This window comes from Rickettsia sp. 109562A South Dakota, from assembly GCF_055791265.1.
Window position 1 is genome coordinate 323376 of the sequence record NZ_CM147703.1, and the last position, 18614, is coordinate 341989.

The following is an 18614-nucleotide window of genomic DNA, read 5'->3' on the forward strand; positions in this document are numbered from 1 at the left end:
CTTATTTCAAATACTGCTTTAAATATCTACCGGTATGGCTATCGATGCATGCAGCAATGTCGGCAGGAGTACCGCATACAACTATCTTACCGCCTTTGTCACCGCCTTCAGGACCGACGTCAATAATATAATCTGCTGTTTTTATAACATCTAGATTATGCTCGATAACTAAAACGGTATTGCCCATATCAACAAGTTTATGTAACACTTTCAACAATTTATTAATATCGTCGATATGCAATCCCGTAGTCGGTTCATCAAGTATATAAAGCGTTTTACCGGTTGAACGTCTTGATAATTCTTTAGCAAGCTTCACACGCTGTGCCTCACCTCCTGAAAGAGTAGTAGCAGATTGACCGATTTTAATATAGCCAAGCCCGACCTCATTTAAGGTAATTAGTTTTTCGTAGATTAACGGGATTTTCTCAAAAAATTGCATCGCATCTTCTACCGTCATCATTAATATATCGGCAATTGATTTACCTTTATATTTTATTTCAAGAGTTTCTCTATTATATCTGTGACCATTACAAATATCACATTTTACATATACGTCAGGTAAAAAGTGCATCTCTATTTTAATTAGCCCGTCACCTTGGCATGCTTCGCATCTACCGCCTTTAACGTTAAACGAAAATCTGCCTACTTTATACCCTCTAGCTTTTGATTCAGGTAATTCTACAAACCAATCTCTAATATGAGTAAATGCACCTGTATAAGTCGCAGGATTTGAACGAGGAGTTCTACCTATTGGAGATTGATTAATATCGATAATTTTATCAACATATTCAAGTCCTTTTAACTCTCTATATTTTCCGGGAAATACTTTGCTAGTTGGTTCTAAATGCTTTAAAGCCGCTTTATATAGCGTATGAATCATCAAGCTTGATTTACCGCTTCCCGATACTCCTGTTATAGCAGTAAACGTACCAAGCGGAATTTTGATATCAACATTATCTAAATTATTAGAAACCGCTCCCAGTAGTTCGATTGCCCTATTATCATGCCCTACTCGTGTTTCAGAAGGTACTTTAATTGTTTGACGACCGCTTAGATACCTACCTGTAATACTTTCTTCAAAATTCTTTATTTCTTCAGCATTCCCTTCCGCAATAACACGTCCACCGTGAATACCGGCTCCTGGTCCTATATCAATAATATGATCTGCGTTATACATTGTTTCTTCGTCATGCTCGACTACCAAAACGGTATTACCTAGATCTCTAAGCCTTTTTAGTGTCTCAATTAATCTTGTATTATCTCGTTGATGAAGACCGATAGACGGCTCATCAAGTACATATAAAACACCGCTAAGTCCTGCACCTATTTGAGATGCAAGACGAATACGCTGACTTTCCCCTCCCGATAAAGTACCGGCTTCTCGTGATAACGTTAGATAATCAAGCCCGACATTCATAAGAAATTTTAATCTCTCGGTAATTTCTTTAAGTATACGCTCGGCAATAAATAATTGCTTTTTATTTAATTTTTCTTCTAAGTGACTAAACCATTTTTGCAAGGCTGCAATACTCATACCTGCTACTTCGCCTATATGAAGATTTGCTATTTTAACGCATAATGCTTCGTCTTTTAATCTATATCCGTTACAAGCAGTACATTTATGTTTTGACTTAAATTTAGCAAGTTCTGTTTTAATTAAAACCGATTCTATAGTACGATCCTTTTCTTGCAAACTTGGTATTATACCAGCAAAAGGTTGTTTTATTATTTGCGTTTTAGAACCGTCGTAAAACTCAAATTGTATTGCTTCTTCTCCTGAACCTTCAAATAAAATGTCCTTAACATTTTGTGATAAACTTACAAAAGGTACTTCAATAGAAAATTTATAATGATCGGCAAGAGCCTTTAATGTCTCTAGGATAAATTTAGAGGATGTGCTACCCCAAGGCACTATTGCACCGTCTTTAATACATATTCTTTGATCCGGAACAATTAAGTCTCTATCAAAGAACAACTCCTTACCTATTCCTTCACATTTAGGGCATGCTCCAAACGGGCTATTAAAAGAAAAGATTCGAGGTTCTATTTCAGTAAGCTGAAAACCAGATACCGGACAAGAATATTTCTCGGAAAAAGTAATACGCTGATTTTTTTCAAACTCGGTCTTAACTGCCGACGGCAATTCTACAATTTCTAAATAAGTAATCCCCTCGGCAAGGTTTAACGAACTCTCTAAGCTATCTGCAAGCCTATTACCTAAATTTTCGTCTAGAACTATTCTATCAACGATTACTTCTATATTATGCTTCTTATTTTTATCAAGTTTCGGTAAATCATCAATTTCGCAAACTTCCCCGTTAACTATTAATTTCTGAAAGCCTTGCTTTTTCAGATTCATAATTTCACGCTTGAACTCACCCTTATGTCCTCTAACAATAGGAGCGAGTAAATATATTTTCGTACCTTTAGGTAATTCATTAATTATATCTACCATCTCCGAAACTGTTTGGCTATGTATAGGAAGACCGGTTGCCGGAGAGTAAGGAATACCCACCCTTGCATATAATAACCTAAGATAATCGTAAATTTCCGTTATAGTTCCGACCGTAGAACGCGGATTTCTAGAAGTAGTTTTTTGGTCAATTGCAATAGCAGGCGATAATCCGGCAATAGATTCCACATTCGGTTTATTTTGTAAATGTAAGAATTGCCTTGCATATGAAGATAAACTTTCAACATATCGCCTTTGTCCTTCTGCATAAATAGTATCAAACGCTAAAGAAGACTTGCCTGAACCGCTAAGACCGGTGATAACAACAAATTTATTCCTTGGAATATCAACATTTATATTTTTTAGATTATGCTCTTTAGCACCACGTACCTTAATATATTCTTGGTTCATAATCACTGCACTACAAAATTTTTGAGATATTTTTTAAAAAACCTGTAGTATTATAGGCTCTTTTATTTTATTATTGCAATAATAATATTTTAAAATAGGTAGTAATCTATGGCAGGTAGTTTAAATAAAGTAATATTAATAGGTAATGTAGGGCGTGATCCTGAAATTAGAACTACGGGAGAAGGAAAAAAAATCATTAATCTTTCCTTAGCAACAACCGAAACTTGGAAAGATCGCGTCACCGGCGAACGAAAAGAACGAACCGAATGGCATAGAGTAGTGATATTTAGTGAAGGGTTAGTATCTGTTGTAGAACGCTATGTTACAAAAGGTAGTAAATTATATATTGAAGGTTCATTGCAAACCCGTAAGTGGAATGATAATTCAGGTCAAGAAAAATATACCACGGAAGTTGTGTTACAAAACTTTAATTCACAATTAATATTATTAGATAGTAAAAACTCTAATAATCATACTCAAGATTCAGGACATAACGAATATAAACATCCTGAAACTAAAAATCATTCCTTTGATCATAGCGACTTAGACGACGAAATACCGTTTTAATCAAAATTGTTATGAAAAATTTTATTTGGGCAATAATATTTTTAATACCAATATTTCTTTCAGGGTGTTCTACTACTCATGATGTAGCTAGTAGGGTAAAGCATTCGCAAGATATAGCAACTCACAATAACTTTCAGATGCAGCTAGTAAACGGAGGTAATTTTACTCTTACGACTTATCAGCGTATTACCGACCGTAACTTACCTTTTGTATTCTATATTGAAGGGGATGGGCATCTTGCAGATGGATCCGCTAATTCCGATAATCCTACTCCCGTTAATCCGATGCTCTTGAAGCTTGCTACAATCGATAAAAGACCGAATGTCGTTTATATAGCAAGACCTTGTCAATATACGCCTTTAGAAATGAACCCAAAATGCATTAGCGATTATTGGTTAGATAAAAGAATGGGGCAAGAAGTCGTAGATGCAATTAACAATGTCATAAATATTATTAATAACGGACAAAAATTTAGCTTAGTCGGTTTTTCAGGCGGTGGTGGACTTACAATATTAATCGCTAGTCAAAATAGTAATGTGAAAGATATTATAACGATTGCCGGTAATTTAGATACTAAAAAGTTTGATAAATATCATAATTATCGTGGTTACTTAGTTAAATCGTTAAACCCAATAAATTATGCAAAGCAGGTTAATAATATCCCGCAATTACATCTCGCCGGCATGGATGACAAAAGCGTTCCGCCTTTCATAGCAGAACTTTACGTAAAAACAAGCAGCTCACCGTGTGTAAAAAAGCAAACTTTTCCTAATATTTCTCACGCAAAAGGTTGGGATAAAGTTTGGTCTAATATATTAGATATTCCTCTGATTTGTGATAATTAGTATTTGAATTCAGAATAATCACGGCGAAAAGAAACCGATATTGTTGCATGGTTCTAAAAAAGCGTTCTATGTCATTCCTAGCTAAAAGCTGGAATCCATTCGCTAAAAAGTATAAATACGCTGAATCTTTAAAATTAAAAGTTCAAATAATTTCGCCTTTTTCTGGATTCCCGCTTTTAGCTAGGAATGACATAGAAGCACTAGGCTACCCCAAACAATTCTTTTTAGGCAATACCTAATACAAGGCGAAATCTCCTATTGACTTTTATATAAAACAGTATAAGTTTTTTTACAATTTAATTTTTTATACAAAAATTATGCTAGGCTACGAAAAAGAACAAAGAAGCTTAACTAAAGAGCAGAAACAAGCTGTAGGGTTAGATCGGTAGGAACCTTATTGGAATATTTTGATCTTATACTATATGTCCATATGTCTGTACTTCTTAATGAGCTTTTTTTTCCAAAAGCTGATACTTATGCTACTTCGCTTTACTCTATAGCAGCTTTATGTGCTACTTTTATCTTTAGACCTTTAGGGGCACTCGTTTTTGGATATTTAGGCGACACATATGGGCGAAAAACTACAGTAGTTATAACAACTATGATGATGGCTACTTAGTAATGGCATTACTTCCTACTTACAATGAAATTGGTATAACAGCTTCTATTATAATAATATTATGTAGAATTGTTCAAGGTATGTCCTCAATGGGAAAGGTAATAGGAACAGAAGTTTATTTAACCGAGTTTACTCAACTCCAATACAATATCCTATTGTAGCCTTAGCTACGGTTTTCGCTACTGTAGGAACTTTCGCGGCTTTAGGGATTGCTACTATTGTTACTTCTTATGGCTTTAATTGGCGTTATGCATTTGGTATCGGTGCAATTATTGCTGTTGTAGGAACATTAGCGAGAACCGCACATTACGAGAAACGCCTGAATTTGCCAATGCAAAGCTTCAACTACAAAAAATTTTAGAGCAAGTTAAATTAGATAAAAAATTACTTCAAAATAATATAATATGGACAATGAAAACTAACAAAAAAACCATTTTATCTTTATTCTTGATACAATGCATATGGCCTGTATGTTTTTACATAGCTTATATTTTGTGCGGTAACATTTTAAAAACTAACTTTGAATATAGTGCTGCAGATGTTATAAGACAAAATTTTTATGTTTCAATGGTTTATTTACTAGGATTAACATTTTTAACTTATTTAAATTATAAAATATATCCGTTGAAAGTTCTTAAAGTGCAATTATACATGTACTTTATTTTTAGCTTAACCAGCCCATACTTATTGAACCACGCAAGTTCTGTAACTGAGATTTTTATAATCCAAATTCTTACCATGTTACTTAGACCTGATATATCTTCAGCAATACCTATATTTTTTAAACATTTTCCTATATTTAAGCGTTTTAGAGCAACTAGCTATATTTTTGCTATAGTCCATGCTTTAATGCATATAATAAATACGTGTGGTCTTATGTATTTAGTAAAAATTTGTGGTAATTGGGGATTAGTTATCATAACAATTCCAATAGGTGTAGGTTATATATTTGGATTAGATCATTTTATAAAATTAGAAAAAGAGGTTGGAAATTATCCTAAAGAGCCATTTGTAAATTATACCCAAAAGACTGTTGTATAATATGTAAATATTGAAAACAGAGTTGTATGATTTTACTTTGTACAATTGGTATTTCCAAATACATAGCTAAAGTCACAAAATTTGCTAAAGTCTCTTCAATAATCTTTTTCGCTTTCTCAGGTGATTTAGCTCCCAAAGTTTGGATGTTATGTATACGATCAAATAATTTTATGAGTGCAGTATCATATCTTTTTTGTCTAACTAGCAAATTCAGACTTTCCTCACTACTTATTTTTCCGTAAGGTTTGATTCTAGTTAAACCCTCTACGTGCTTTGCAACTTCTAGCCCAAAAATGGTGGTTATTACTTCTTCGGTAAGTTCTGTATCTTCAATAGTATCGTGAAGCAGTGCGGCTTGCAGCATAATAGCGTTATAGAGCTTAGGTACTTCTTCGGCTACAAATTCAGCAAACATATAAGCCACTTCGATCGGGTGAGAATAATAAGGTTCACCCGATTTACGCATTTGAGAGCCGTGATATTTGCGGGCGTAGTAGATACCTTTTTTAATTTCCTCTATATCAACAGGGTTTTTTACTTTAGTGTTTAAATATTCAAGTTTATCAAGTAATTTTTTACCATAAACACAAATTTCAAACTTTTCTTTCCAAGAGCTTAAATCTTCCATAAAAAGTTATTTTATTTATATTAATAATAGTTGATTACAATTAAAAACAAAAATTAAAAAATTGCAATAATAAGTAGCTTTTTAACTTTAGGTATATTAATAACTTTTAGTTATTTTGCATTTTAGCAACTATAATCCTAGTTTATTGGTTTGTAAAAGATTCAGCAGTTAATCAAGGATAATCGATACAGTTCAAAGTGTGATTGGTTTATACACTTACAAATTTATCGAAAAATAAAGAATGGCGCACCCTAAAGGATTCGAACCTCTGACCCACAGATTAGAAATCTGTTGCTCTATCCAGCTGAGCTAAGGGTGCTAAACATTTACGGTAAACTTTATATCAGTTTAAGCAAAATTTTTCAAGGATTCTTTTTTTATTAGAAATAATAAGCAAATGTGATAAAAAATATTCATGGATAAGTTCTACAATTACAATTCTTCTTCATATCAGGCTTTACTTAATCTTAAAGTAAAGCCTAATTCTAAACAGAATCTAATTAGCAATTTTGTAATTATTAACAATATTCCGTATCTAAAATTATCTATAAAAGCTGCAGCTGAGCAAGGTAAAGCTAATGAAGAAATCATAAATTACCTAGCAAAAGAATGGCAATTATCACGCAGTAATATCAAAATTATTAAAGGTCATACTCATAGCTTAAAAACGATATTGATAAAAAATATTGATGAAGACTATTTAAATTCGATTATTAATTCCTATATTAAATAAGAGGATGTTGTTGCTAGGCTGCCGATATCATTCCCGCGTAGGCGGGAATCCAGAAAAACAAAATTAATATTGGTACAAAAATTACATATTTGATAACTGGATTCCCGCCTACGCGGGAATGACATTAAGAGTATTTACCAAGCTATGCAACAAAGCTTAAATTTCCTTAAAATGAGGAACAAATAATTTATAAATTGGTTTAATATGACACAAGAAAAGAAAAAATTTGATGCCGAGGTTGGCAAGATTTTAAATTTAATGATTCATTCTCTTTATAGTAATAAAGAAATTTTTATGAGAGAGTTAATTTCCAATGCTTCAGATGCTTGCGATAAACTACGTTATTTATCTCAAAGTAATAATACATTAGTAGCAGGCGATAGTAACTTTAAAATTACGGTTAAAATTGATAAGAATAACGGACAAATTATTATTCGTGATAACGGTATAGGCATGAATAAAGAGGATTTAATCGAGAACCTTGGTACCATCGCAAGATCAGGGACGGCAAATTTTCTTAAAAACTTATCTGGTGATTCTAAAAAAGATAATATGCTAATCGGTCAATTTGGCGTTGGGTTTTATTCAAGTTTTATGGTAGCCGATAAAGTGACTGTAACTTCAAGAAAAGCAGGGGAAGATAAAGTCCATGTTTGGGAATCAGACGGGCTTGGTGAATATACCGTCTCAAATTCAGATAAAGAATTCACAAGAGGTACGGAAATCGTTTTACATATCAAAAAGGAAGAAGATAATTTCCTTGATCATTTCAGGTTAAAGCATATTGTTAAAAGCTATTCCGATCACATAGCAGTACCGATATATTTCTTTGATGAGAACGGCAACAGCGAAATACAATTAAATTCCGCATCTGCATTATGGACAAGACCGAAATCAGAAATTACGGAAGAACAATATAAAGAATTTTATAAAAGCTTATCTTACGCCATAGACGATCCGTGGATTACTCTGCATAATAAAAACGAGGGTGCTATAGAATTTACTAACCTACTTTTCATTCCCTCAAGCAAAACATTTGATTTATTCCATCCTGATCACAAAAGGCGAGTAAAATTATATATAAAAAGAGTATTTATTTCTGATGAGAATATTGATTTAATTCCGTCATATTTAAGATTTTTACGAGGTGTGGTTGATTCAGAAGATTTACCGCTAAATATTAGCCGTGAATCACTACAGCATAATAGCGTACTTGAGAAAATCAAAAATGCTATTACAAAAAGAGTGCTTGGTGAACTTAAGAAAAAGAAAGAAGAATCACCTGAAGAGTATAATAAGTTCTGGGCTAATTTCGGCGGTGCTTTAAAAGAAGGATTATGTGAGGCTACTACCGATCATGAAAAATTATTAGAGGTATGTATATTCAGAAGTGCCTTGCATAATAAAATGATCAGCCTTGACGAATATATAGCGAATTTTAAAGAAGGGCAAAATACTATATATTATTTAAGCGGTGATAATCCCGATAAATTACTTTCAAGCCCGCAAATCGAAGGATTGTTGAGTAAAAATATCGATGTATTACTTTTCACCGATACTGTTGATGATTTTTGGGTAAATGTTAATAGCGAATATAAAGGGCATGCTATTAAATCTGCTACTAGAAGCGATATCGATGTAGAGCAAACTACTTCACCATCTGAGGAAAAAAATACAGATAGTAAAAAATCCGATGATGAATATAAATTGCTAACCGATTATTTTAAAGAGACACTAGGGGATTTAGTTAGTGATGTTAAGATATCCAAAAAACTTACTTCAAGCCCTGCTTGTCTTGCAGTTAGCGAATCTGCTATGGATATTCGTATGGAGAGGTTTTTAATAGAGCAAAAGCAAATAGCTAATGCCTCCGCTAAAAATTTAGAGCTAAATCCTAAAAATAAAATTATAGAGAAAATCTTTCACGACTTAAAAGCAAATAATAAAAATAATAAAGAGCTAGTTAATCTAATATTTGATCAAGCCTGTATTTTAGAGGGCGAACCTGTCGCTGATACCGGTGCGTTTTCAAAGAGATTAAACGATATTGTACAAAAAGCCATATTATAACTTTAAACTTCTTTAATTTTAATGTAGAATGGTTGCAAACGTGAAATCCGTTATCATCCCGCGACTTGATCGCGGGATCTAGTAGAAATAATAATATTTTTTATTGTTTTTATAGATACCGTGGTCAAGCCACGGTATGACACAGTGCGTTTTACAATTCACGTAAAAAATTTCTAACAAACCAATAGTTCTAATGTTTTATTACGATACTATATTTAGCAAACATATAGATAAGATCAAAAGCGAAGGAAGATATCGAGAATTTAAAGCTTTAAAAAGACAAGCAGATAATTTTCCTTTTGCAGAGCATGAAGATAAACAAATAGTTATGTGGTGCATTAATGACTATTTGGGTATGAGTAAACATACAAAAGTAATGCAAGCTTCTATAGATGCTTTACTAAAATACGGTGTTGGATCAGGCGGAACCCGCAATATCGGCGGTAATAATACCGCCATTCTTGAACTTGAGAAAGAGCTTGCAAGTTTACACAATAAAGAAGCAGCTTTAGTTTTTACATCCGGTTTTGTTGCAAATGATACAACGCTTGCAAGCCTTGCTAAAATCATGCCGGATATAGTATTTTTCTCCGATGAGCTAAATCATGCATCAATAATTGCAGGAATTACAAGTTCAAGAGCCGAGAAATATATATATAGACATTTAGACGTTAAGCATCTAGCAGAGCTTCTGCAATCAGTCGATATTAATAGGCCGAAAATTATTGTTTTTGAATCGGCTTACTCTATGGACGGTTTCTTCTCACCTATCAAAGATATAATTAACTTAGCCAAAAAATATAACGCTTTAACCTTTATCGACGAAGTTCATACGGTCGGTTTATACGGTAAGCATGGCGGGGGCATTGCAGAGCTTCTTAATTGTAGCAATCAAATCGATATTATTCAAGGTACGCTTGCCAAAGCATACGGCACTATCGGCGGTTATATCACGAGCGATCATAATTTAGTCGATGCTATAAGACTAACCGCTTCAGGATTTATTTTTACTACTGCGCTTCCGCCGGTAATTTCTACCGCTGCAACGCATAGTATTAGACATCTTAAAGAATCGAATGAAGAACGAATAAAACATCAAGAAGTAGTTGCAAAGCTTAAAAACTCTTTTGAACGTTTTAATATACCTTATTTGAAAAATGAGAGTCATATAGTACCGATAATTATCGGCGATCCGATCAAAGCGGCTAAAGCCTCAAATATGTTACTTAATAAATATGGCATTTACGTTCAACATATAAATTTTCCAACTGTACCGCGGGGTACAGAACGCTTAAGGATCATCCCAACCCCTGCCCATACCGATGAAATGATCAATGATTTATCTGTAGCTTTAGTCAAGATATTTGCCGAGCTTGGCATAGAATTGTCGTCTACAAAAGAACTTAACGAAGAAGTACGTTTGAATCTTATTGCTTAATAAGCTTGTACTCTCTATTCCTGTAAAATAAAAAGTTGTTAAACGAAGATCAACTTGAAAAAGAGTAATCGGTCTGTAAGCCAAGGAGCGGAGCGTATAATAAACGTTCAGCATCCGAAGACTTACAAAGACATTGTCACCAATTTTTCAAGTTCATCGAGTATATAAAAACTATTGCATATTTCGACTCTTTGGTTTATTTTGATTAGCAAACTACATATAGAATTAATGGATTATTAAAATGGGAATTACCGTATTAAAAAACGAAGGATTGGATTTTCATGCAAAAATCTCTACTCCTTTAAGTGAGATAGATGACGATATTCAAAAAGAATTGCTTGATTTAACCAAAAAAGTTAAAATAGCAGGTTTTAGAGCCGGTAAAGTACCGGTTTCAATTGTTAAGAAAAAATACGGTACTTCCGTCAGGAATGATATAATAGAAAGAAGAATTAACCATTCGGTAAATCACGTTATTAAAGAGCATAATCTAAATATAATCGGTAGACCCAAAATTGAAGAATTGCAAAATGAACCCGACAAAGCTTTAGAATTTACCGTAAAAATAGAGCTATTACCTAAAATTACTATTCCGGATTTAAAGAAAATCTCACTAGATCGTCCAAAATTAGAAGTAAACCCTAAAGATGTTGAAGAACAACTAGAAAAGCTTGCTGCATTAACAAAAAGTTATACCAAAGAAAGTAAAGTAAAAATAAAGGACGGAGATCAGGTTACTATTGATGCAATTGGGTATATTAAGGATGAAACTTTTGAAGGCGGTAAATTAAATGATTTTAAGGTAGTAATAGGTAGTAATGCACTTATTCCCGGTTTTGAGAAACAATTAATAGGTTCTAAAACAGGTAGTGAAGTAGATGTTAATGTTACTTTTCCTGAAAATTACCATGCTAAAGATTTAGCAGGTAAGGATGCTCGTTTTGTAGTACAAATTCAAGCAGTACATACTGCAGAACCTACCCTTATTGATGACGAATTTGCTAAAAAATTCCAAAGTAATAGCCTTGAAGAATTGCGTACACATTTTGCTAAACAAATAGAAAATGAGTCGGAAGAAGCTATTAATACTATAATGAAAATGAACTTATTTGATAAGTTAGAAAAATTGTTAGATTTTGATGTACCGGAATCTTTATTAGAGCAAGAAAAAAATATTTTAAAGTCAGAGACCGATAAAAATGAACAAGATGAATCATTATTGAAAGATAAATCCTCTAAAGAAATAACAGAATATTATAACAAATTAGCATTACGCCGTGTGCGAATAGGTTTATTACTTGCTGAATATGCAAAATCTAAAAATTTGCAATTAGAGCCTAATGATTTAAGAAAAGTTATTATGCAACAAGCACGTAATTTTCCCGGGCAGGAAAATATGATTTTTGATTTTTATAAAAATAATCCTAGAGCAATTGAGGGACTTAAAGGCCCTGCTTTAGAAGATAAAGCTGTACAATATATATTTAATAATGAAATAAAGCTTAAAGAAAAGAAATATACTAAGGAAGAACTAGAGAAATATCTAGAAGCAGAAGAGCAACGTATTACTTTGATTTAAAGTTTGCTAATCGTCATTGCGAGCGACTATATGGTTTGTTGCATAGATCGATTTTTTTATTGTCATTCCGTGACTTGATCGACCTTGTTGCATGACTCGATCCCCCCTGTCATCCCGCGAGCTTGTAGCGGGATCCAGTTTAAAATACTAAAATTATTGGTCTTTTTTATTGTTTTTTGGATACCGTGTACGTTTTTCGATCCACGCAACAATACCTCCTCGCTAGGTAATATTACTCCTGATTTTTTATAGCCTCTAAAGCAAGTTTGACTATTTTATTTACTCCGGTATTAGTATAGGTAGAGATAGGAAAAACTGCTTTATTAGTAACTTTCCGCAACTTATTTATTTTTGCCTGTATTTCCTCATCGGTAAGAACATCACATTTATTAAGACATATGATTTCGATTTTGTTTTTTAGATAATCGGAATATGATTCAAGTTCAAGGCGTACCGTATTATAATCTGCAACTACATCATTACTAGAGCCTTCTATTAAATGTATTAATACATTACATCTCTCTATATGTTTTAAGAATTTATCACCAAGACCATGACCTTGATGAGCTCCCTCAATTAAGCCCGGAATATCGGCTATGACAAACTCTTCGTCATCAACATATACCACTCCAAGATTCGGTACTAAAGTAGTAAAGGGATAATCGGCAATTTTAGGCTTAGCGGCAGTTACAACTGATAAAAAAGTAGATTTACCGGCATTTGGAAGACCCACAAGTCCAACATCAGAGAGAAGTTTTAAGCTTAAATGAATCCACATTTCTTCGGCGACCTCTCCTTCTGTACGCTTCCTTGGAGCTTGATTAACCGATGTTTTGAAATGGCTGTTACCAAGACCGCCGCTTCCTCCTTTAATTATTTCAAAGCTTTGATCATCCTCAGTAAAGTCATGCAATAATATATTACCGTCTTCCGAAAAGATTTGCGTACCGATCGGGACATCAAGAACTAACGATTTTCCTGATTTGCCGCTTCTATTTGAACCTTTACCGTTTTCGCCGTTTTCAGCGGTAAAATGCTGTTTATATCGATAATTTACTAGCGTATTAAGATGGTGATTACTTCTAAAAATAACACTACCGCCACGCCCTCCGTCACCGCCGTCCGGTCCGCCTCTGTCAATAAATTTTTCACGATGGAAACTAACGCAACCATTGCCGCCGTTCCCACCTTTTATGTATATTTTAACTTCATCAATAAAATTCATTTTATTTTCTTGTTATTCGTATAAGTTTTTAAAAATTTAATAGTTATTAGTAAGTTTTATTATTATAAATCTGTCCAATATACATTTAGTGTGAAATTACTTACGTCATTGTCATCATCTTCTGAAGGATCAACAGGAGTTAATTCATCTAATGGTATTCTTCCTTTATATTTATCGTTGATAAACTCCAATATAATATCGTCAATAGTTTCGGCTCTATACACAATACAGCCAAGAGGTACTTCTTTGTCTTTTGGTAATTTTTTCCAATCTTTTGGTACAGTTGAAAAGTAAAAATTACCGGACATTGGATCGTACCAAGTATAAAAAATCATCTTTTTATTAATATGATTTTTTTCTAAAAAATTTTTGCGTGCATTAATTATAGCCTGATAAAAAACCTTTAAATCATCAAAAGTACAATATTTTAATTCAACTCCAAAACTCCAACGATTTTCTAATGCTTCATCTAAATCATTAAATTCATCACTTAAAATAATTTTATCTTCTATGATTTCATAAAATTCTAGTTTATTAAAATACGCTTTTACTTTGTGAGATAAGTTTAATTTCTCAATAGTCGGATGAATAGGTTTTAAATTTTTACGAGTCATTTTCTCTCTCGAATACCCTTATACTCTCTATGTACATAACCGGTGTAAAGCTGTCTCGGTCTGCTGATTTTTTGTTCAGGGTCTTCGTGCATTTCTTTCCACTGTGCCATCCAGCCTACGGTTCTTGCTATTGCAAAAAGTACCGTGAACATTTGTGACGGTATACCCATAGCTTTATAGATAATACCCGAATAAAAATCAACATTTGGATATAATTTTCTCTCAATAAAATATTCATCTTTAAGAGCACTAGCTTCAAGTTCTATTGCTATTTGTAAGAGCGGATTGTTTTCTAGCTGCCCGAGTTCCTTTAATACTTCCTTACAAGTTTCTTTAAGTACTGCGGCACGTGGGTCATAGTTTTTATAGACACGATGACCGAAGCCCATTAACCTAAACGGGTCATCTTTATCTTTAGCTTTAGCTATATATTTAGGGATATTCTCAGAACTACCGATTTCTTTAAGCATATTTATTACCGCTTCATTAGCCCCGCCGTGAGCAGGTCCCCAAAGTGAGGCAATACCTGTACTAATACAAGCAAAAGGATTAGCTCCGGATGAGCCGGCAATTCTTACTGTTGAGGTAGAAGCATTCTGCTCGTGGTCGGCATGCAGAATAAATATCTTATTAAGAGCATTTTTTATTACCGGATTTACTTCATATTTCGTACAAGGCGTTGCAAACATCATGTGTAAGAAATTTTCGGTAAAATCTAACGAATTATCAGGGTAAATAAAGGGTTGTCCTATAGAATATTTATAAGACATTGCAGCAATGGTCGGTATCTTAGCAATCATTCTAATAGCGGTAAGTTCGTAGTCTGCTTCCTTAAACTTCAATAAATCAGGATAAAATGCCGAAAGAGAACCGACAGCCGCAAGCATAATAGCCATAGGATGAGAAGAGCTACAAAATGTTTGAAACAGATAATGTAGTCGTTCATTCACTAATGAATGAACAGCGACTTTTTTAGTAAAATTATTATACTGCTCACTACTTGGTAATTCTCCGTAAATCAATAAATATGCTACCTCTAAAAAATCGCTTTTCTCGGCTAAATCCTTAATATCATATCCTCGATGTCGTAGGATTCCTTTATCACCGTCTATGTAGGTTATTGTGGATCTACAAGAAGCAGTAGACATAAAGCCGGGGTCGTAAGTAAAGCAATCAGCTTCCGAAGATACCCTACTTATATCGATTACATCCTCACCGATACTTGCTTTAAGTATAGGTAATTTAAATATTTTTCCTCTGATTTTTAATTCGGCAAATTCTGAATCATTATTATTTTCATTGGTCATATGTGCTATACCTTATTTTTATACATCAGTAAGTATAACCCTACTTTAAGGAAATTAGCAATGAATTATGATCTATGAGGATTTAAAAATTTTCTATATTGCGATTTCAAAAGCGTACAGCTTTATTTGTTAAATCTTCACGTCTACTTCCCATACTTAGATTAACAGCTAATTTATAAAAAGATTGCTCAAAATATTCTATTACCTTTTTTCAGCTGCCCTAACACTATCACTTGCTATATAAAGCCAAATATCTTTGATATCTTGCTCAGCTTGCAAGGTTAATGAAAAACTATAATTAGACATTAGAGTTTACTGCTCTTTGCGAAAATTTTTAATATTTTGTAAAGCTTTCTTTCCGGGAATTAATTTACCTTCAGCAGCTTGGTCTAAACCAACTTGAATTTCTTGATTAAGCCACATTTTATAGTTTTCAAACTGAGCGTTTTGAGAAACATGTTCAGATTTAACCATTAAACGCAAGGCTGCTCTTATAACTTCGCTTGAAGAATGGTAAAAGCCACTTTCTACCTGTTTATTTACATATTTTTCAAGTTCAGGGGTTAAAGAAATATTCATATATTACCTTAAAAAGAACAATAATTAATATTAGCATAACATTATATGTTACTATAAGAAAGTTTAGGCGATCTTTTTATATAATTTATAGCTATTAACTAACACTTGATAAATTCATTTAAAGCTTTTTTAACTATTCCATTTAAGGTATAACCATGTTGCATAGCATATAAGCTTACTTCTTTATGTAATTCAGGCTCGATTCTAACATTAAAACTACCTTTAAACGGTTTATCGGGAGTTTTACCGACTATATTGCAATCTTCTAAGTAACTATCTATAGCTTCATGAAATGACTTTATTAAAGTTTTAGCATCAGATGCTTCGTAAGTTATTAAATCTCTTATAAATTCTACTTTGCCAAAAAATAATTCTTCTGAAGTATTAAAATGCACTGATCCTAAATAACCTTTATAACTCATAAAATCGGTTTTTATCATATTAGTCCCTCTTTTTTTTATTGTCATGCCGTGACTTGATCACGGCATCCAGTTAAAAATGTTTAAACGATGCATACTTTTTAGTTGTATTTTTGGATACCTCAGGTACAAGCCACTGTATGACCTAGAACACGTTTTTCGATCCACCCAACAATGCTTCTAGCTAGGAATGATATTCTGAACGTTTGTACACTACTACTTCTAATTTCAAAATAATATATTTACTAATACAAAGCAACTAAAATTAGTTGCTTAAAACATGAGATTTAAAAATCAATTAAGAATGAGTTTATTATTTACTAAATACTCCTGAATCTTTAGTAAATCATACCATGAGGTACGTTTTTGCATAGGTTGGCGTAGTAGATAGGCAGGGTGGAAGATTGCAGTAGTTTGAATGGGTGAAGATAAATATTTATTGGTATAAAAATAATATTCTTGTCTAATTTTAGTAATACCCGAATTTTTCCCAAGTAAGCTAGTTGCAGCCGTACTACCGACTAAGATAATTAATTTGGGGTTAATGAGAGCAATATGCTTCTCAACAAACGGTCTACAAATATCGACTTCTTCGAGTGTCGGTTGTCTATTAGCAGGAGGACGCCAAAATACCGTATTAGTAATATAAGCGTTATTTTTCCGTGAAATTCCGATGCTATGCAGCATATTATCAAGTAAATTCCCGCTTTCACCGCAAAAAGGTATACCTTTTAAATCTTCAGTACTTCCCGGAGCTTCGCCTATTAACATAATTTGAGCTTTCTGATTACCGTCACCAAAAACGGTATTAGTAGCAAATTTCTTAAGTTCACAGCCATTAAAATTTAGTAGAGATTCTCTTAGTTCTTCTATATTATGAGCTTTGTCGGCAAGAGATCTTGCTAAACTAATATTATTATGCATTTTACCGGTATCTACTTCAAGAATTTTATCAATTGTTTTTCGTGGCATAGGATTAATTTGATTGTTTTCTTGGGGCTTATCAATATTTAATTTTTGTGGCTGCGTAGAGCAGTAATATTCAACACCGATTGCACTTAACCATTTAAGCGTATTATTCATTATCTTAAAATAAAATATGTTAAAACATTCCGTACCGCACGAACTAAACGGCATAAGGCTTGATAAAGCTCTATCATTGCTTCTTGAAAATGTTTCAAGGAATCAAATCCAAAAAACTATTAAAGATTCGCAAGTACTAGTTAATGATGTAATTATTTCTGATCCTGATGTTTTGGTCAAGGAGAATGATGTTATATTATTTTCTTTTAAAGAACCTGAAGAACTAAAAATTGAGGCAGCAAATATAGCACTCGATATAATCTATGAAGATGATGATCTAATTGTAATTAATAAAGCTGCAGGTATGACGGTACACCCAGGGGCGGGTCATCATGATGATACGCTAGCTAATGCTTTATTGCACCATACGAAGAATTTATCGGATATCGGTTCATCAGAAAGACCTGGAATAGTGCATCGTTTAGATAAGGATACTACAGGCTTGATGGTAGTTGCTAAAAATAATAAAGCACATATGCTACTTGCAAATCAGATAGAGCAAAGACAGGTAATACGGAAGTATAAAGCGTTAGTTTGGGGAGTAATTAATCCGCTAGAAGGAGTGATTAAGAATAATATAGGTCGCAGCCGAAGCGATCGACAAAAAATGACCATATTAAAATACGGCGGTAAAGAAGCCGTGACACATTATAAGACTCTAGAATTGTTTTACGGTGGCACTATTAGTATGGTGGAATGCAAGCTTAGCACGGGTAGAACTCATCAAATCAGGGTGCAGCTAAGCCATTTAAAGCATTCGGTAGTCGGTGATCAAACTTATGGCAATAACGACCGAAAAGTTGCTCATTCCCCACCTGAATTAAAAGCAAAATTAATTGATTTTAAACGCCAAGCTCTGCATTCTTGGTATTTAAGTTTTACTCATCCAACTAGTAATGAGATTATGGAATTTTCTTGTGAGCTGCCAAGAGATATGGAAGAGATAATTTCGCTTGATGTCATTCCTGCAAAAGCAGGAACCCATGGACAATAAGTGTCACCCC

17 protein-coding genes and 1 tRNA gene are annotated in these 18614 nt (G+C 33.3%); 9 read left to right on the plus strand and 9 right to left on the minus strand.

The features are described 5' to 3' along the window. Position 1 precedes the first annotated feature (1 nt). Positions 2-2863 carry an excinuclease ABC subunit UvrA gene (gene uvrA / locus ACIAS7_RS01885; RefSeq protein ID WP_473199106.1) on the minus strand — a complete coding sequence of 954 codons (2862 nt, stop codon included), beginning with the start codon at positions 2861-2863 and terminating at the stop codon, positions 2-4. Positions 2864-2971: 108 nt separating this feature from the next. On the opposite strand from uvrA, the gene ACIAS7_RS01890 reads away from it, so the two are divergent. From ACIAS7_RS01890 to ACIAS7_RS01905, 4 genes are all read left to right on the plus strand, one after another. Beyond that, complete coding sequence (locus ACIAS7_RS01890; RefSeq protein WP_473199107.1) at positions 2972-3430, plus strand: single-stranded DNA-binding protein; 459 nt, start codon at positions 2972-2974, stop codon at positions 3428-3430. A gap of 11 nt (positions 3431-3441) precedes the next feature. Further along, positions 3442-4275 (plus strand): alpha/beta hydrolase family protein, encoded by an 834-nt coding sequence (locus tag ACIAS7_RS01895; RefSeq protein ID WP_473199108.1) that lies wholly within the window; start codon positions 3442-3444, stop codon positions 4273-4275. Between the two features lie 430 nt (positions 4276-4705). After that, positions 4706-4894: an MFS transporter gene (locus ACIAS7_RS01900; protein ID WP_473199109.1), complete on the plus strand. Its 189-nt coding sequence runs from the start codon at positions 4706-4708 to the stop codon at positions 4892-4894. A gap of 411 nt (positions 4895-5305) precedes the next feature. Further along, on the plus strand, positions 5306-5935 hold the full coding sequence (locus ACIAS7_RS01905) for a hypothetical protein (protein WP_473199110.1): 630 nt from the start codon (positions 5306-5308) through the stop codon (positions 5933-5935). Here ACIAS7_RS01905 and ACIAS7_RS01910 read toward each other — a convergent pair. After that, positions 5892-6563 carry an HD domain-containing protein gene (locus ACIAS7_RS01910; protein ID WP_473199111.1) on the minus strand — a complete coding sequence of 224 codons (672 nt, stop codon included), beginning with the start codon at positions 6561-6563 and terminating at the stop codon, positions 5892-5894. The genes ACIAS7_RS01905 and ACIAS7_RS01910 overlap by 44 nt on opposite strands. A gap of 242 nt (positions 6564-6805) precedes the next feature. Continuing rightward, a tRNA-Arg gene (locus tag ACIAS7_RS01915) sits at positions 6806-6882 on the minus strand. A gap of 96 nt (positions 6883-6978) precedes the next feature. On the opposite strand from ACIAS7_RS01915, the gene ACIAS7_RS01920 reads away from it, so the two are divergent. The 4 genes from ACIAS7_RS01920 to tig all read left to right on the plus strand — a co-directional run bounded on the left by ACIAS7_RS01920 (position 6979) and on the right by tig (position 12383). After that, positions 6979-7296 (plus strand): A1G_07140 family DUF167 domain protein, encoded by a 318-nt coding sequence (locus ACIAS7_RS01920; protein ID WP_473199112.1) that lies wholly within the window; start codon positions 6979-6981, stop codon positions 7294-7296. A 204-nt stretch (positions 7297-7500) separates the two neighbouring features. Then, positions 7501-9366, plus strand: a complete 1866-nt coding sequence (gene htpG / locus ACIAS7_RS01925; RefSeq protein WP_473199113.1) for a molecular chaperone HtpG — start codon at positions 7501-7503, stop codon at positions 9364-9366. 193 nt (positions 9367-9559) lie between these two features. Then, on the plus strand, positions 9560-10804 hold the full coding sequence (gene hemA, locus ACIAS7_RS01930; RefSeq protein ID WP_473199114.1) for a 5-aminolevulinate synthase: 1245 nt from the start codon (positions 9560-9562) through the stop codon (positions 10802-10804). Between the two features lie 241 nt (positions 10805-11045). Next, positions 11046-12383, plus strand: coding sequence for a trigger factor (gene tig / locus ACIAS7_RS01935; protein WP_473199115.1), 1338 nt, complete (start codon positions 11046-11048; stop codon positions 12381-12383). Positions 12384-12615: 232 nt separating this feature from the next. On the opposite strand, the gene obgE is transcribed toward tig, so the two are convergent. From obgE to ACIAS7_RS01965, 6 genes are all read right to left on the minus strand, one after another. Beyond that, entirely contained in the window at positions 12616-13608 is a 993-nt protein-coding gene (gene obgE, locus ACIAS7_RS01940) for a GTPase ObgE (RefSeq protein WP_473199116.1), read from the minus strand. 62 nt (positions 13609-13670) lie between these two features. After that, positions 13671-14222, minus strand: a complete 552-nt coding sequence (locus ACIAS7_RS01945; protein ID WP_473199117.1) for a hypothetical protein — start codon at positions 14220-14222, stop codon at positions 13671-13673. Then, positions 14219-15529: a citrate synthase gene (locus ACIAS7_RS01950; protein ID WP_473199118.1), complete on the minus strand. Its 1311-nt coding sequence runs from the start codon at positions 15527-15529 to the stop codon at positions 14219-14221. Before ACIAS7_RS01950 ends, ACIAS7_RS01945 begins: the two co-directional genes overlap by 4 nt. Before the next feature lie 312 nt (positions 15530-15841). Next, positions 15842-16108, minus strand: a complete 267-nt coding sequence (locus tag ACIAS7_RS01955; protein WP_473199119.1) for a type II toxin-antitoxin system ParD family antitoxin — start codon at positions 16106-16108, stop codon at positions 15842-15844. 98 nt (positions 16109-16206) lie between these two features. Beyond that, entirely contained in the window at positions 16207-16548 is a 342-nt protein-coding gene (locus tag ACIAS7_RS01960; RefSeq protein ID WP_473199120.1) for a type II toxin-antitoxin system HicB family antitoxin, read from the minus strand. Positions 16549-16821: 273 nt separating this feature from the next. After that, complete coding sequence (locus ACIAS7_RS01965; protein ID WP_473199121.1) at positions 16822-17610, minus strand: uracil-DNA glycosylase family protein; 789 nt, start codon at positions 17608-17610, stop codon at positions 16822-16824. 16 nt (positions 17611-17626) lie between these two features. On the opposite strand from ACIAS7_RS01965, the gene ACIAS7_RS01970 reads away from it, so the two are divergent. Beyond that, entirely contained in the window at positions 17627-18604 is a 978-nt protein-coding gene (locus tag ACIAS7_RS01970) for an RluA family pseudouridine synthase (protein WP_473199122.1), read from the plus strand. The last annotated feature ends 10 nt before the right edge of the window (positions 18605-18614 follow it).

Coding starts and splice junctions, on each gene's coding strand:
- uvrA (WP_473199106.1), bottom strand. CDS start 2,863: ATGAACCAAGAATATATTAAGGTACGTGGTGCTAAAGAGCATAATCTA.
- ACIAS7_RS01890 (WP_473199107.1), top strand. CDS start 2,972: ATGGCAGGTAGTTTAAATAAAGTAATATTAATAGGTAATGTAGGGCGT.
- ACIAS7_RS01895 (WP_473199108.1), top strand. CDS start 3,442: ATGAAAAATTTTATTTGGGCAATAATATTTTTAATACCAATATTTCTT.
- ACIAS7_RS01900 (WP_473199109.1), top strand. CDS start 4,706: ATGTCTGTACTTCTTAATGAGCTTTTTTTTCCAAAAGCTGATACTTAT.
- ACIAS7_RS01905 (WP_473199110.1), top strand. CDS start 5,306: ATGAAAACTAACAAAAAAACCATTTTATCTTTATTCTTGATACAATGC.
- ACIAS7_RS01910 (WP_473199111.1), bottom strand. CDS start 6,563: ATGGAAGATTTAAGCTCTTGGAAAGAAAAGTTTGAAATTTGTGTTTAT.
- ACIAS7_RS01920 (WP_473199112.1), top strand. CDS start 6,979: ATGGATAAGTTCTACAATTACAATTCTTCTTCATATCAGGCTTTACTT.
- htpG (WP_473199113.1), top strand. CDS start 7,501: ATGACACAAGAAAAGAAAAAATTTGATGCCGAGGTTGGCAAGATTTTA.
- hemA (WP_473199114.1), top strand. CDS start 9,560: ATGTTTTATTACGATACTATATTTAGCAAACATATAGATAAGATCAAA.
- tig (WP_473199115.1), top strand. CDS start 11,046: ATGGGAATTACCGTATTAAAAAACGAAGGATTGGATTTTCATGCAAAA.
- obgE (WP_473199116.1), bottom strand. CDS start 13,608: ATGAATTTTATTGATGAAGTTAAAATATACATAAAAGGTGGGAACGGC.
- ACIAS7_RS01945 (WP_473199117.1), bottom strand. CDS start 14,222: ATGACTCGTAAAAATTTAAAACCTATTCATCCGACTATTGAGAAATTA.
- ACIAS7_RS01950 (WP_473199118.1), bottom strand. CDS start 15,529: ATGACCAATGAAAATAATAATGATTCAGAATTTGCCGAATTAAAAATC.
- ACIAS7_RS01955 (WP_473199119.1), bottom strand. CDS start 16,108: ATGAATATTTCTTTAACCCCTGAACTTGAAAAATATGTAAATAAACAG.
- ACIAS7_RS01960 (WP_473199120.1), bottom strand. CDS start 16,548: ATGATAAAAACCGATTTTATGAGTTATAAAGGTTATTTAGGATCAGTG.
- ACIAS7_RS01965 (WP_473199121.1), bottom strand. CDS start 17,610: ATGAATAATACGCTTAAATGGTTAAGTGCAATCGGTGTTGAATATTAC.
- ACIAS7_RS01970 (WP_473199122.1), top strand. CDS start 17,627: ATGTTAAAACATTCCGTACCGCACGAACTAAACGGCATAAGGCTTGAT.